The sequence below is a fragment of the Roseateles sp. GW821-FHT09G03 genome (genome assembly GCF_059416045.1).
Genome location: NZ_JBWKOK010000008.1, coordinates 96,449 through 110,502, shown reverse-complemented (window position 1 = coordinate 110,502; position 14,054 = coordinate 96,449). Strand labels below are relative to the sequence as shown.

Below are 14,054 nucleotides of genomic sequence, written 5' to 3'. Positions count from 1 at the left end.
GTTGTTCAGTGAAGGATGTTCAGGGGTCGCGGCGTTCAGACGCGCAGGATGCGTTCGCCGCGGCCGATGCCGCTGGTGCCGGTGCGCACCGTCTCGAGGATCGCGCTGCGGTCGATCGCGTCGATGAAGGCGTCGAGCTTGCCGGCGTCGCCGGTCAGCTCGATCGTGTAGGTCTTCTCGGTAACGTCGATGACGTGGCCGCGGAAGATGTCGGAGGTGCGCTTGAGCTCCTCGCGCTCCTTGCCGACGGCGCGCACCTTGATCAGCATGAGCTCGCGCTCGATGTAGCGCCCCTCGGTCAGGTCGACGACCTTGACGACCTCGATCAGCCGGTTCAGGTGCTTGGTGATCTGCTCGATCACGTCGTCGCTGCCGCTGGTGACGATGGTCATCCGGGACAGCGACGGATCTTCCGTCGGCGCCACGGTCAGGCTCTCGATGTTGTAGCCCCGGGCGGAGAACAGCGCGACGACGCGCGACAGCGCCCCCGGCTCGTTCTCGATGAGCAAAGCAATGATGTGTTTCATGGAATCTCGTCCTTCGCGCTCTTCAGACCGCCGGCGGTAACCGGTCGGCCCTTGGCCACGCTCTTCGATCTAGGAATCAGGCCGGATCGCCCTGAGCGCTTCGGGCCGTCCGCCGCCGGTCGCGAGGCGCGCGGTAACGCGCGTCACGCCGGACGGCTTCAGGCCGTCAACGGTCTCAAAGGTCCTCGGACCCCAGCAGCATCTCGGAGATGCCCTTGCCCGCCTGCACCATCGGCCAGACGTTCTCGGTCGGATCGGTGCGCACATCGATGAAGACGGTGCGGTCCTTCAAGCGCATCGCCTCCCGCAGCGCGGGCTCGACGTCCGAGGGCTTCTCCACCAGCAGGCCGACGTGCCCGTAGGCCTCGGCCAGCTTGACGAAGTCCGGCAGCGCATCCATGTAGCTGTGCGAGTAGCGCTTGCCGTAGTCCAGTTCCTGCCACTGCCGCACCATGCCCAGGTAGCGGTTGTTCAGCGAGACCACCTTCACAGGGGTCTTGTACTGCTGGCAGGTGGACAGCTCCTGGATGTTCATCTGGATGCTGCCTTCGCCGGTGATGCAGAACACATCCGACTCGGGCTTCGCCAGCTTGATGCCCATCGCGTACGGCAGGCCCACGCCCATCGTGCCCAGGCCGCCGGAGTTGATCCAGCGACGCGGCTCGTTGAAGCGCAGGAACTGGGCCGCCCACATCTGGTGCTGGCCGACGTCCGACGTGAAGTAGGCGTCGCGGTCGCGGGTCAGGTTCCACAGCGTCTCGAGGACGTACTGCGGCTTGATGACCTCGTTGGACTGCTTGTAGGCCAGGCAGTCACGCTTGCGCCAGTCGTTGATCTGGCTCCACCAGGCGTTGATCGCGTCGGCGTCAGGTCTTGCCTGCGCTTCCTTGATCTGCGCGATCAGTTCCTGCAGCACGTCCTTGACGTCGCCGACGATCGGGATGTCCACGCGCACGCGCTTGGAGATTGACGACGGGTCGATGTCGACGTGGATGATCTTGCGATCGACCGACGAGAAGTGCTTCGGGTTGCCGATCACGCGGTCGTCGAAGCGCGCACCGACGGCCAGCAGCACATCGCAGTGCTGCATCGTCATGTTGGCTTCGTAGGTCCCGTGCATGCCCAGCATGCCCAGGAAACGCGGATCGCTGCCAGGCATCGCGCCCAGACCCATCAGCGTGTTCGTGCAGGGATAGCCCAGCAGCTCGACCAACTGGCGCAGTTCCGCCGTGGCTTCGCCCAGGATCACGCCGCCACCGGTGTAGATGTAGGGCCGCTTGGCGCCCATCAACAGCTGGACCGCCTTGCGGATCTGGCCGCTGTGGCCCTTCTTCACAGGGTTGTAGGAGCGCATCTCGACGCGCTCCGGGTAGTGGAACGCGGTGCGATTGAGCGAGACGTCCTTCGGGATGTCCACCACGACCGGGCCGGGGCGGCCGGTGCGCGCGATGTGGAACGCCTTCTTCAGCGTCGTCGCGAGGTCGCGCACGTCCTTGACCAGGAAGTTGTGCTTGACGATCGGGCGTGTGATGCCGACGGTGTCGCATTCCTGGAAGGCATCGAGGCCGATGGCGGGCGTCGGGACCTGACCGGTGATGATCACCATCGGGATCGAGTCCATGTACGCCGTCGCGATGCCGGTGACCGCGTTCGTGACGCCGGGACCCGAGGTCACCAGCGCGACGCCGACCTCGCCGGTCGCCCGGGCGTAGCCGTCGGCGGCATGGACGGCGGCCTGCTCATGACGTACCAGCACGTGCTGGATGGCGTCCTGCTTGTAGAGCGCGTCGTAGATGTAGAGGACGGCACCGCCTGGATAGCCCCAGAGGAACTTCACGCCTTCGGCCTGAAGACTCTGAACCAGGATTTCGGAGCCATTCAGTTCCTGACCGGAACTGACGGAATGGGGGTGCGGTTGTGAGCGAGCTTCCGTGATCGCTGCACGTTTGATGTCCGCGGCAGACATGTCCATATGTCGAACCTCTGAGTTTTTTCTCTGACGAAAAACCATCGGTGCTTCTCCTCGCGCTCTTGTGAAGCGGACTTGAAACGTCGCGTCAAAAACAGGGGCGCCCCGGTTGGGCGGCCTACTTGAGACAGAAAATGCGGTGTGCGAGTCATCGATTATGCACGCAAACCCGCAGGCGTCCGGAATCGATAGCGGTTTGTAGCGCTGATGAGATAATCCGCGCCGTTTTGCCCGCTAGACCTGCCTTCGACCCTCCCTCGACCCGACCTCGACGATTCGCCCACTGACGGCGCCAGCCCTTGGCCACAGACAAAGAACTCAACGACTTTCTCAAGACCGCCGATCGCCGCGCCTTCAAGCGCACGGTCTACATGGTTCGAGACGAGGACGCCGCACTGGACATCGTCCAGGACGCCATGATCCGGTTGGCCGAGAAATACTTCGACCGGCCGGCGGCGGAGCTGCCGCTGCTGTTCCAGCGCATCCTGTCCAACGCGACGATGGACTGGTTCCGACGCCAGAAGGTGCGCAACGCGCTGTTCAGCAACCTGTCGGATTTCGAGGGCGCCGATCCCGGCGACGACTTCGACCTGCTGGAATCGCTGGAGACGCGGGAAGGATCGATGGGCGCGCTGTCCGCCGCGGACGAGGTGTCGCGCGTTCAGGTGCTGGCCGCGATCGAACAGGAAGTTGCAGCTTTGCCGGCACGTCAACGGGAAGCCTTCCTGCTGCGTTACTGGGAGGAACTCGACGTCGCCGAAACGGCAGCAGTCATGGGTTGCTCGGAGGGCAGCGTGAAGACACACTGCTCCCGCGCCGTGCATGCACTGGCCAAAACGCTGAAAGCCAAGGGAATCTCGCTATGAAGAAGAACACGCCAGGAACGCCGCTGCCGCTCGAGGCGGACGCGCGCGTGGCCCGTTTCGGCCTTCGGGTGGCCGCCGGTCTGACCGAGCAGAGCGAGACCCTGTCCGGCGACATCCAGGAACGGCTGCGCTTCGCGCGTGAGCAGGCGCTCGCCAAGGCGATGGCCGCTCGCGCCGCGGCGCCCGCGCAGACCGCCTCCGACGCCCGCCATGTGGGCGGCGGCACGCTCGCGCTGGGTGGCGGCGACAAGACCCCGCGCTGGAGAAAGGCCGCGACCCTGCTGCCGCTGGCGCTGCTGCTGGGCGGCCTGCTGCTGATCCAGCACAGCCAGTGGTATGAGCAGATCCGCAGCGCGGCCGAACTCGACACGGAGATGCTCTCCAGGCCGCTGCCCCCGGCGGCGTACAGCGACCCTGGCTTCCGCGAGTACCTGAACGAGGATCAGACGGATCCCAACAACCCGAACGGCGCCGCCGACGGCGAGAAGTCGGACGAAGCCAAATCGTCGCAGTGAGGCGGTGCGTGGTCAGTTCCTTCCGTCTTCTTCCGTTCGCAAGGGGTGATCTGAGCGTTTTCCCTGATCCTTCCGCACCGCGCCGCTGGACGCGCCGCCTGAGCTCGGCGATCGCCTGCGGCGTGCTGGCGTTCGGCGCCTCAGCAGCCTCAGCCCAGGACAGCGCTGCTTCCGCACCGGGCGACGGCAACCCCGCGATCGCCTCGCCCGCTGCCCGCGCCTCGTCGCCCGCAAGACCCATCTCGCCGACAGTCACGCCCGGCGCGCTGACCAGCAGCCAGAACTGGGCCTCGCTGAGCACCTCGCAGAAGGAGGCACTGGCCCCGCTGTCCAAGGAGTGGGATCAGCTCGACGGCGCCCGCAAGGGCAAGTGGCTGGAAATCGCCGCCCGTTATCCGACCCTGCCTGTCGAGCACCAGCAACGACTGCGCGAGCGCATGGTCGAGTGGACACGGATGTCGCCAGTGGAACGCCAGCGCGCCCGCATCGGCTACCAGCACGCGAACGAACTCCGCGCGCCGGAACAGGAAACCAGACTGCGCGAGAAATGGGACGCCTATCAGGCATTGCCGCCGGAGAAGCGCCAGCGTCTGGTGGAACGCGCCGCGGAGAAAGCCTCGGCCGCCGGCCGCGACGCCCCTCCAGCCCCCACGAGAGCGAAGGCTCCCATCCAGCGCACGCCGCTGACCGCCGCGACGGGCCCGACCATCGTCCAGGCCCTGCCCGGCGCCACCACGGTGCTGATGACGCAGCGCGCCGAACCGCCGCTGCCGGGTGCCAGCGCCGCGCCCGGCCGGCCGATCCGCTCGCCCCGCGAGGCGAAGCTCGACCCGGACACGCTGCTCCCCCGACGCGACGCGCCCAGCCGCTAAACTGGCCGGATGACCTCCGCACCCATTGCCGGCGACGTCCAACCGCCAGGCTTGATGCGCCGCCTCGCCGCCTTCATTTATGAAGGCGTCGTCTTGTTCGGCGTCGTGTTCATCGCCGGCTGGCTGTATTCGACACTCACCCAGCAGCGCAACGCCCTGGTCGGACAGCATGGCCTGCAGGCGTTCCTCTTCCTGGTACTGGGCATCTACTTCATCTGGTTCTGGTCGCGCGGCGGCCAGACCGTGGCCATGCGGGCCTGGCACCTGCGCGTCGTCGACGCGAAAGGCCGTCCGATCACGCAGGCCCGCGCGACCGCGCGCTACCTCGCCGCCTGGCTCTGGTTCCTGCCCGCGCTGGCCAGCGTGCATCTGCTGGGTCTGGACCGGAGCACAGGGGCCATCTTCGGCGCCATGTTCGCCGGCATCGCCGGTTATCTGCTGCTGGCCCGCCTGCATCCGCAACGGCAGTTCCTGCACGACGTGATCTGCGGCACCCGCCTGATCACGCAATTGCCACCGCCCCGCCCGAAGAAGTCTGCCGCGCTGCCGGCCGACTCCTGACCCTCTCGATCTACCCCTCCCCGACGATGAGCAACCCCCACAAGGGCCGTACCGGCCTGGATCGCATCCTGCACGCCGCCGGTTATTCCTGGGCCGGCCTGCGCGCCGCTTACCGCGGCGAGAGCGCCTTCCGCCAGGAGACCTGGTTGACGATCATCGGCGTGCCGCTCGCGTTCTGGGTCGGGCGGGACTGGGTACAGGTGGCGCTGCTCGCCGGTTCGCTGATCCTCGTGCTGATCGTCGAGCTGCTGAACTCGGCGGTGGAAGCAGTCGTCGACCGCGTGTCGTTCGAGCTGCACGACCTCAGCAAGCGCGCCAAGGACATCGCCAGCGCCGCCGTGCTGCTGTCGCTGGTCCTGGCCGGCGGTATCTGGGCCGCGGCCATCTGGCAGCACCTTCGCTGAGACCGCCGACAGCCAGAAGGCCTCGGAGCGCGCTGAGCGCATGAAAGACAAAGGGCGGACGCCAACCGGCGTCCGCCCTTTCCTGTTTCTGACGGACCCATCGGGCCCCAGCGGTCAGACCGCGGCTTCGTCCTGTTCGCCGGTGCGGATGCGGATGACCTGCTCCACGGCAGTGACGAAGATCTTGCCGTCGCCGATCTTGCCGGTCTTGGCGGCCTTCAGGATGGCGTCGATCGAGCGCTCGACCTCGTCGTCCTTCACGACGACCTCGACCTTGACCTTGGGCAGGAAGTCGACGACGTACTCGGCGCCGCGATACAGCTCGGTGTGTCCCTTCTGGCGGCCGAAGCCCTTCACTTCCGTGACCGTCAGGCCGGATGCGCCGACCTCGGCAAGCGCTTCGCGCACTTCGTCGAGCTTGAACGGTTTGATGATGGCGGTGATCTGTTTCATCACGGGGCTCCGAAAGGGGGATTGGCGGGCAAGACTGACACTGATTTAAGCACGGATCGTTTCGGGCGGACGCCTTCCATTGGAGAAGGGAGTCATCGCGGTCGCCCGTCCTGTCAATCCGGAATGCGGTCGAGTTCGGCGAGCCACGCCGTGGGCTCGGAATCGCTCGGTGCGCGCCAGTCGCCGCGCGGCGAGAGCGACCCGCCGCTGCCCACCTTGGGCCCGTTCGGCACGCAGCTGCGCTTGAACTGGCTGCCCCGGAAGAAGCGGCTCACGAAGATCCGCAGCACGCGCTTGATCTCGGCGAGCGGGTACTCGTTGCGCTGGACGTGCTCGCCGTCGGGCCAGTCGCCGCGCGCCTTGTCGCCCCAGGCGTGGCGCGCCAGGAACGCGATCTTGGCCGGCGAGTAGCCATGGCGGATCGTGTAGAACAGGTTGAAGTCCTGCAGCTCGTAGCGGCCGATCTTGTCCTCGGTGCTCTGGAGCCCGGAGCCTTCCACGCGCGCATCCTGCGGCACCAGCTCGGGACTGATCTCCGTGTTCAGGATGTCGAGCAGCACCTCCTGTCCCGAAGACCCGAGCTGCTTCGTTTCCGCGACCCAGCGCACCAGGTACTGGATCAGCGTCTTGGGCACCGACGCGTTCACGTTGTAGTGCGACATGTGGTCGCCGACGCCGTAGGTGCACCAGCCCAGCGCGAGTTCGCTCAGATCGCCCGTACCGAGCACCAGCGCCCCGGTGTGATTGGCCAGTCGGAACAGGTGACTGGTGCGTTCGCCGGCCTGGACGTTCTCGAAGGTCACGTCATAGACCGGCTCGCCCGCCGCGTACGGATGTCCGAGATCCTTGAGCATCTGCTCGCAGCTCGGTCGGATGTCGATCTCACGCGCCTCGCAGCCGATCTCGCGCATCAGGCGCAAGGCCTGGTCGCGGGTGCGCGTGCCCGTGGCGAAGCCCGGCATCGTCACGCCCAGGATGTTCGTCCGCGGCCACCCCATCTGGTCCATCGCCCGCGCGGCCACCAGCAACGCATGGGTCGAGTCCAGCCCGCCCGAGATGCCCAGCACCAGCTTGTGGATGCCACTGGACACCAGCCGCTGCACGAGCGCCTGGACCTGGATCTGGAAGACCTCGTTGCAGCGCTCGTCGCGGCGCTGGCGGTCTGACGGCACGTAGGGGAAGCGCTCGATGCGGCGTCGCAGCGGCATCGGCTGCGCGCGATCGACGCCCAGCTCGAACTCCACCGTACGGAAGGTCTTCAGCAGCGGCGCGTGATGCCGCACCGAGTCACCGAAGCTCGTCTGCCGCATCCGCTCGCGCGACAGCCGCTCGAGATCGACATCGGCCGACACGAGCTGCGAGCGGCGCTGGAAGCGCTCGCTCTCGACAAGGAACCTGCCGTTCTCATAGACCAGCGCCTGCCCGTCCCAGGCGAGGTCGGTGCTGGACTCGCCGGCACCGGCCGAGGTGTAGACATAGGCGGCCAGGCATCGCGCCGACTGCTGGCCGACCAGCTGATGACGGTAGCCCGACTTGCCGACCGTGATGTTGGAGGCCGACAGGTTCACGAGCACCGTCGCGCCAGCGAGCGCGGCATACGACGACGGGGGAATGGGCGTCCAGACGTCCTCGCAGATCTCGACGTGGATGCGCAGCAGCGGCTGGTCGGTCGCCGCGACGACGAGCCTTGTCCCGAAGGCCACACGCTGGCCGAGCAGCGTGATCTCCTCGGAGATCGCCTCGTCGGCGGCATTGAACTGGCGGGCCTCGTAGAACTCGCCGTAGTTCGGCAGGTACGTCTTGGGAAGGACGGCGAGCAACCGGCCGCGCTGGAACACGACGGCGCAGTTGAACAGCCGATGCTCGATGCGCAGCGGCAGGCCGACGATCGCGACTGTGGGCAGGTCGCGGGACACCGCCAGCAGATGCGCCAGCGCCGCCTCGCAGCCGTCGAGCAGCGGACGCTGATGGAAGAGGTCGTCGCTCGTGTACGCGGCCAGGCCGAGCTCGGGGAAGGCCGCGACCGCGGCGCCGTCCGCAGCGGCCTCGCGCAGCAGTTGCGCCGTCTGCTCGCCGTTGAAGACCGGATCGGCGACACGGCACAACGGGATGCCGACACCGATGCGGGCGAAGTCGTGGGCGTAGAGGTTGTCGAAGGACTGCGCGGCGGGAGCGGATGTCGTCGCGCCGGTCTGGGAGGAAGTCGTCGTCGCTTGCATGGGAAGCATCCTGCCATCAAAGCGAAGGGTTTGAGCTTGCGCCTAAGATTTGCCGCGCATGACTGCCCCGCCCTCGCCTGCCCCCACCGCCGACGCGCCTGAACGCGACGTCGCCCAACCACTGATCCGCGTCGACGACGACCCCGCTTCGCTGCCCCGTGATCAATGGAACGCGCTGCTGGCCGCATCGCCGCTGCCGTCGCCGTTCATGAAGCTCGAGTACCTGATCGCGATGCACGCGTCCGGCTCCGCGGTGCCGAAGAAGGGCTGGCAGGCGCAGTTCCTCAGCGTGTGGGAGGGTGACGAACTGATCGCCGCCTGCCCGGCGTATCTGAAGGGCCACTCCTACGGCGAGTACGTGTTCGACTGGGCCTGGGCCGATGCCTATGAGCGGCACGGGCTCGCCTACTACCCCAAGCTGCTGGTCGCGGTGCCGTTCACGCCGGTGCCGGGCAGCCGGTTGCTCGCCAAAGACGACGCCGCGCGCGAATGGCTCGTGAAAGCGCTGCGCGCGCTGACGGCGCGTTCGGAACTCTCTTCGGTGCACGTGCTGTTCGGCGACGACCAGGACCAGCGTGCGCTCACCGGTGACGATTGGCTCGCGCGGCAGCAGGTCCAGTTCCACTGGACTGGCGACGGCGTGCCGCGACCGTTCGTCGAGTACCTCGCGACGCTGCAACGCGAGAAGCGCAAGAAGATCCAGCAGGAGCAGCGCAAGGTCGCGGACGCGGGCATCCGTTTCGAAGCCTTGCGCGGGGCGGCGATCACGGCCGAGGACTGGGACTTCTTCTACGAGTGCTACACGCTGACCTACCTCGCGCATCGCAACAAGCCTTACCTGACGCGCGACTTCTTCGCGCGGATGGCGACTGAGATGCCCGGGCACTGGCTGATGTTCGTTGCGAGGGACGCCGAAGGCGAGCGCGTCGCCGCGTCGCTGGTGGCCATCGACGAATCGCAGCGCGCGGCCTATGGGCGTTACTGGGGCTCGACGCGTTACATCCCCAACCTGCACTTCGACGCGTGCTACTACCAGCCGCTGGCGTGGTGCCTGGAGAACGGCTGGCGCCGCTTTGAAGGCGGCGCTCAGGGGGAACACAAGATGGCGCGAGGCCTGATGCCGGTGGCGACCTACTCGGCGCATTGGCTGGCGCATCCCCAATTCCGCGAGGCGGTCGCGGATTTCCTGACCCAGGAAGGTCAGGCGATGAACGAATACATCGACGAACTGGAACGGCATCAACCGTTCAAGGCCGCGGCGCCGGACGACGCTGCCTGACACACCGCCCGAGGCCGGCAGCAATGGCCGAACGCGGCCGGCAGCGATCAGGAAAGGCCGGGAACGGCCAGGCCGATCAGCCCGTCGTCGTCGACGTCACCAGGCGCGGCTGCGTACGCACGGTTTCGCCCGCATGTTCGCGGAAGAGCTTGGCCAGCTTCGTCGCCGCGTCGTCGATGTCGTGTCGCGCGAGCACGCGCACGCGCGCCGCTTCGCCCATGCGCTGGAGTTCGGCATCGTCGAGCTGCAGGCAATCGATCATGGCCTGCGCCAGCGGCTGCGGGTCACCGGCCGGCACCAGCCAGCCGTTCTCCGGCCGGACCAGTTCCGGGATCGCCGCGATCGCGGTGCTGATCACCGGGCGGCTCAGCGCCATCGACTCCATCACGACAACCGGCAGACCTTCCGCGAAGCTCGACACGACAAGCGCCCGCGACGCGAGCATCTCCTCGCGCACCTGGTCGCTGCTGATCCAGCCGGTGATGCGCACGCGGTCGCGCAGACGCAGCGCGTCGATGCGCGCCTCGACCGGCTCGCGCAGTTCGCCGTCGCCAGCCAGCACCAGTTCGAAATCGATGCCCTTCGCGGCCACCAGCGCGGCTGCCTCCAGCATCAACAGGTGACCCTTCTGCTCGCACAGCCGGCCGACGGCCAGCAGGCGGCGACCGCTCGCGGGCGCGGCCGGCGCCTCATGGAACGCGGGCTCGACACCGCAAGGCACGATCGGCACCTTCGACCAGTGCGAGTGATCCACCCAGCGGTAGATCTGGCTGCGGCAGAACGACGAAATCGCCACGACGAATCGCGAGCGGCGGATCTTCTCGCCGAGATGCAGCATCTCGGGCCGGTCGAACTCCTCGGAGCCGTGGCAAGTGAAGCTGTACCCGGGACCGCCCAGCGCCTCGATCAGCGCGGCGACTTCGGTGGCGTTCGTCCCGAAGTGCGCGTGCACATGGTTCACACCCTCGGCGCGCAGCAGCGGCACGGCCAGGCAGGCTTCCGCCAGATAGATGAAGTGCACCGGCAGCGGCCGATCGGCGCGCCGGCCCAGCTTGAACGTCAAGGCCAGCGCGGAGAGGAACTTCGCCGGCGAGGTCAGCGCCTGGCGCGCCATCGCCTTCAGCAGCGGTGCGACGCCGTCGCGCAGCAGGTAGTGGGTGCGGGACTTCTCGTCCTGATCGGTCGGATCGGGGGCCGCGTCGTCCCAGCCACGGACCGCCAGCCGCATCACGGGGACGCCTTGCGCCTCCAGCGCCAGGATCTCCCGGCGGATGAAGGTGTGGCTGACCTTGGGATAGTGATTGAGCAGGTAGGCGACTTTCACGTGACGAGACTTCCGTGTGGTGAGGTCGCCCATTTTGGTGCCGCACGCACCACCACACAACGTCAATCCCCAAAGCGGGGACATCTCAGTTGTAACGCACCGTCATGGCATCGTGTTTGCCACTCGGACATTCTTGCGGTCAGAAAAGAAAAAGCGCCCACATGGGGCGCTTGTCGTACCGCGAAGAGCCTGACAACAGGCCTTTGCCAGGCCGATGTGTCGGCCCGTGCCGGGGGCCGGAGATCAGGCCTGCTGGGCCTTCGCGTAGTTGGCCATGCCGTCGGTGATTTCCTTCTTGGCGGCTTCCGGGCCCTCCCAGCCCTTGACCTTCACCCACTTGCCGGCTTCGAGGTCCTTGTAGTGCTCGAAGAAATGCTGGATCGCCTTCAGGCGCATCTGGTTGATGTCCTCGGGCTTGGTCCAGTGCTCGTAGATCGGCAGGATCTTGGTGGTCGGCACGGCCAGCAGCTTGGCGTCGCCGCCGGCTTCGTCGTCCATCTGCAGCACGCCGATGGCGCGGCAGGTCACCACCACGCCCGGGGTCAGCGGGAAGGGCGTGATCACCAGCACGTCGACCGGATCGCCGTCGTCGGCCAGCGTCTGCGGCACGTAGCCGTAGTTGCACGGGTAATGCATCGCCGTCGTCATGAAGCGGTCGACGAACAGCGCGCCGCTTTCCTTGTCGACCTCGTACTTGATCGGGTCGGCGTTCATCGGGATCTCGATGACGACGTTGAACTGCTCGGGCGCCTTCGCGCCGGGGGTGACTTTGTGCAGGCTCATGGTGGTGGACAGCGGTGAAAGCGGGGGAATCCGGAGGCATCCGGAAAAGCCGCAATTCTAGAGGGTCGCCTGAACCGGCCCTGACGCCCTCCCCCGTCGCGGGGATTCGTCATCCCGCCGCCATCCTTCATCCCACCAGTCTCTCGCCGCCACCCGTCGTCGGGGTCAGGTCGTGAGGCTGTGCGCGGGCCGTTCGCCGGCCAGCGCCTGGGCCAGGCTCTCCAGCACCATGCGCCCCATCGCGGCGCGCGTTTCCTCGGTCGCGCTGGCGCGATGCGCCTGCAGCACGACGTTGTCCAGGTCCAGCAGGGCCGGGGGCACGTTGGGTTCGTCGGCGAAGACGTCCAGGCCCGCGCCGGCGATGCGCTTCTCCTGCAGCGCCTTCACGAGATCGAACTCCTTCACCAGCCGGCCGCGGGCGACGTTGATCAGGAACCCGCGCGGCCCGATCGCGTCGAGCACCGTCGCGTCGATCAGGTCGCGGGCCTTGTCCGCCGCAGCGCACACGATCAGCGCGTCGCTGTCGCGGGCAAGCTGCACCAGGTCCGCCTCGAACGCCCATGGCGCGCCCGCGATCTCCTTCAGGTCGGTGTAACGCACCGGACAGCCGAAGGCGCCGACGCGCTCCGCCACCGCGCGGCCGACACGCCCCAGACCCACGATGCCCACGCGCATCCCGCTCACGCGGCGTGCCAGCGGGATCGCATTCGGTTGAGGGAACTTCGGCCACAGGCCGCCGCGCACGAAGCGGTCCACAGACGCCACGTTGCGGGCGGTCGCCAGCAGCAGCGCCAGCGCCATGTCGGCGACGTCCTCGGTCAACGCGCCGAAGGTGCCGGTCACCGGCAGCTGGCGCGAGCGGGCGTACTCGATGTCCACGGCGTCCGTGCCGACGCCGTTCACCGCCACGACCTCCAGCGCCGGCAGCCGCTCCATCATCGATCGCGAGATGCCGGTGTGCCCGCCGGTGATGACGCCGCGCATCGCCGCGCCGTGCGTGGCGAGATAGGCCTCCGGATCCGCCTGCTCGAACAGCCGGTGCATCGTGTACAGCGCGTCCAGCTCCGCATTGATCGCGGGCACGAGGATGGGATTGAGTTGCAGGATGTTCGGCTTCATGGCGTTCTCTACGTCGGGAGGATCGGAAGGAATCATTCAGGCTGGATGCCGGCCGTCTTGATGACGGCGCCCCAGCGCTTGTATTCGGCGGCCTGGAAGGCGGCCAGTTCTGCCGGCGTCGATGTGAACGGCTCCATGCCGTTCTGCTCGACGAAGCGCTTCACCGGCTCCGCGGTCATGGCCTTCTGCATCAGCGCGTTGATGCGCTCCACGACCGGCGTGGGCGTGCCCGCGGGCGCATAGACGGCGTTCCAGTAGCTGATCTCGTAGCCAGGCAGGCCGGCTTCGGCGATCGTCGGCAGGTCCGGCACCAGCGGTGAGCGCCTGGGACTGCTGACGCCCAGCGCCTTGAGCTTGCCGGCCTTCACCTGCGGCAGACTGGTGGTCAGGTCCACGATCATCAGATCGACCTGACCACCGACCAGATCGACCATCGCCTGCGGATTGGCCTTGTAGGGGACATAGGTCAGCTGCGTCTGCGTCATCTGCTGGAACAGCTCCGCCGCCACGCGCGCCGACGAACTGCCCGCGCCGAAGGTGAGCTGCTGCTTCTTCGCGATCGCGCTGAGCTCGGTGACGTTGCGCGCCGGGATGCGCGGATTCGTCACCAGCAGCAGGTAGCCCTTGACCAGCGCGCCAACCGGGGCGAAGTCCTTCACCGGGTCGTACGCGAGCTTGCGGAACAGGTGCGGATTGGCGGCCTGCGTCGTGTTGGTCGTGATGAACAGCGTGTAGCCGTCTGCGGCCGAGCGGGCCACCGCCTGCGCGGCGATGCCGCCGCTGGCGCCGGCCTTGTTCTCGACGATCACCGGCACCTTGGTGGCGGCGGTGATTTCCGCGCCGAGGGCGCGGGCGAGGCCATCGGTCGTGCTGCCGGGGCTGGAGCCGACCACGATCGTGATCGCCCGGGACGGGAAGGCCTCACCCTGCGCGACAGCGCTGAAGGAGGCGAGACAGGCGGCCCCGGCGAGGATGAGCGCCGCCCGGCGTCGGGCAGGCTGGAGGGGATGGATGCGGTTCATGCGGTTGTCTCCAATGAAGGGCATGAGGGTCGGCATCGCGGAGGCTTCTGGTGGGCCCCCGTCGATGTCGCGTGAACTCATGCTGGCAGCGACGTTTTGTCGGGTCAATATTGATCATCAAGATCAATCTGAAGCACTCTT

General features: G+C 67.2%; 14 protein-coding genes. 6 read left to right on the top strand and 8 right to left on the bottom strand.

Features of this window, described 5'->3' with window-relative positions:
* Positions 1-35: 35 nt before the first annotated feature.
* Together ilvN and AC07OZ_RS24880 are read right to left on the bottom strand one after the other, a co-directional pair.
* Positions 36-527 carry an acetolactate synthase small subunit gene (gene ilvN / locus AC07OZ_RS24885; RefSeq protein ID WP_067275674.1) on the bottom strand — a complete coding sequence of 164 codons (492 nt, stop codon included), beginning with the start codon at positions 525-527 and terminating at the stop codon, positions 36-38.
* 175 nt (positions 528-702) lie between these two features.
* The gene (locus AC07OZ_RS24880; RefSeq protein ID WP_495469750.1) at positions 703-2,499 is read right to left on the bottom strand and encodes an acetolactate synthase 3 catalytic subunit; all 1,797 of its coding nucleotides are present in this window, start codon (positions 2,497-2,499) and stop codon (positions 703-705) included.
* 296 nt (positions 2,500-2,795) lie between these two features.
* Between AC07OZ_RS24880 and AC07OZ_RS24875 the strand changes: the two genes are divergently transcribed.
* From AC07OZ_RS24875 to AC07OZ_RS24855, 5 genes are all read left to right on the top strand, one after another.
* On the top strand, positions 2,796-3,362 hold the full coding sequence (locus tag AC07OZ_RS24875; protein WP_067275679.1) for an RNA polymerase sigma factor: 567 nt from the start codon (positions 2,796-2,798) through the stop codon (positions 3,360-3,362).
* Positions 3,359-3,877: a DUF3619 family protein gene (locus AC07OZ_RS24870; RefSeq protein WP_495469749.1), complete on the top strand. Its 519-nt coding sequence runs from the start codon at positions 3,359-3,361 to the stop codon at positions 3,875-3,877. The genes AC07OZ_RS24875 and AC07OZ_RS24870 overlap by 4 nt, the downstream gene beginning before the upstream one ends.
* A 122-nt stretch (positions 3,878-3,999) precedes the next feature.
* Positions 4,000-4,749: a DUF3106 domain-containing protein gene (locus AC07OZ_RS24865; RefSeq protein WP_495469748.1), complete on the top strand. Its 750-nt coding sequence runs from the start codon at positions 4,000-4,002 to the stop codon at positions 4,747-4,749.
* Positions 4,750-4,758: 9 nt separating this feature from the next.
* On the top strand, positions 4,759-5,310 hold the full coding sequence (locus AC07OZ_RS24860) for an RDD family protein (protein ID WP_495469747.1): 552 nt from the start codon (positions 4,759-4,761) through the stop codon (positions 5,308-5,310).
* A 26-nt stretch (positions 5,311-5,336) separates the two neighbouring features.
* Positions 5,337-5,714, top strand: a complete 378-nt coding sequence (locus AC07OZ_RS24855) for a diacylglycerol kinase (protein ID WP_495469746.1) — start codon at positions 5,337-5,339, stop codon at positions 5,712-5,714.
* A gap of 114 nt (positions 5,715-5,828) precedes the next feature.
* Here AC07OZ_RS24855 and AC07OZ_RS24850 read toward each other — a convergent pair whose 3' ends face one another.
* Complete coding sequence (locus tag AC07OZ_RS24850; RefSeq protein ID WP_067275693.1) at positions 5,829-6,167, bottom strand: P-II family nitrogen regulator; 339 nt, start codon at positions 6,165-6,167, stop codon at positions 5,829-5,831.
* 113 nt (positions 6,168-6,280) lie between these two features.
* Positions 6,281-8,386 carry an NAD(+) synthase gene (locus tag AC07OZ_RS24845; RefSeq protein WP_495469745.1) on the bottom strand — a complete coding sequence of 702 codons (2,106 nt, stop codon included), beginning with the start codon at positions 8,384-8,386 and terminating at the stop codon, positions 6,281-6,283.
* Positions 8,387-8,444: 58 nt separating this feature from the next.
* Between AC07OZ_RS24845 and AC07OZ_RS24840 the strand changes: the two genes are divergently transcribed.
* Positions 8,445-9,665, top strand: coding sequence for a GNAT family N-acetyltransferase (locus tag AC07OZ_RS24840; RefSeq protein WP_495469744.1), 1,221 nt, complete (start codon positions 8,445-8,447; stop codon positions 9,663-9,665).
* Between the two features lie 76 nt (positions 9,666-9,741).
* Here the strand turns inward: AC07OZ_RS24840 and AC07OZ_RS24835 are convergent, their stop codons facing one another.
* From AC07OZ_RS24835 to AC07OZ_RS24820, 4 genes are all read right to left on the bottom strand, one after another.
* Positions 9,742-10,989, bottom strand: a complete 1,248-nt coding sequence (locus tag AC07OZ_RS24835) for a glycosyltransferase (protein ID WP_495469743.1) — start codon at positions 10,987-10,989, stop codon at positions 9,742-9,744.
* 243 nt (positions 10,990-11,232) lie between these two features.
* A complete protein-coding gene (gene ppa, locus AC07OZ_RS24830; protein ID WP_331614326.1) occupies positions 11,233-11,772 on the bottom strand; it encodes an inorganic diphosphatase in 540 nt (179 codons plus the stop codon).
* Positions 11,773-11,937: 165 nt separating this feature from the next.
* Positions 11,938-12,891, bottom strand: a complete 954-nt coding sequence (locus tag AC07OZ_RS24825) for a 2-hydroxyacid dehydrogenase (RefSeq protein ID WP_495469742.1) — start codon at positions 12,889-12,891, stop codon at positions 11,938-11,940.
* 32 nt (positions 12,892-12,923) lie between these two features.
* Entirely contained in the window at positions 12,924-13,913 is a 990-nt protein-coding gene (locus tag AC07OZ_RS24820; protein WP_495469741.1) for a Bug family tripartite tricarboxylate transporter substrate binding protein, read from the bottom strand.
* Between the last annotated feature and the right edge of the window lie 141 nt (positions 13,914-14,054).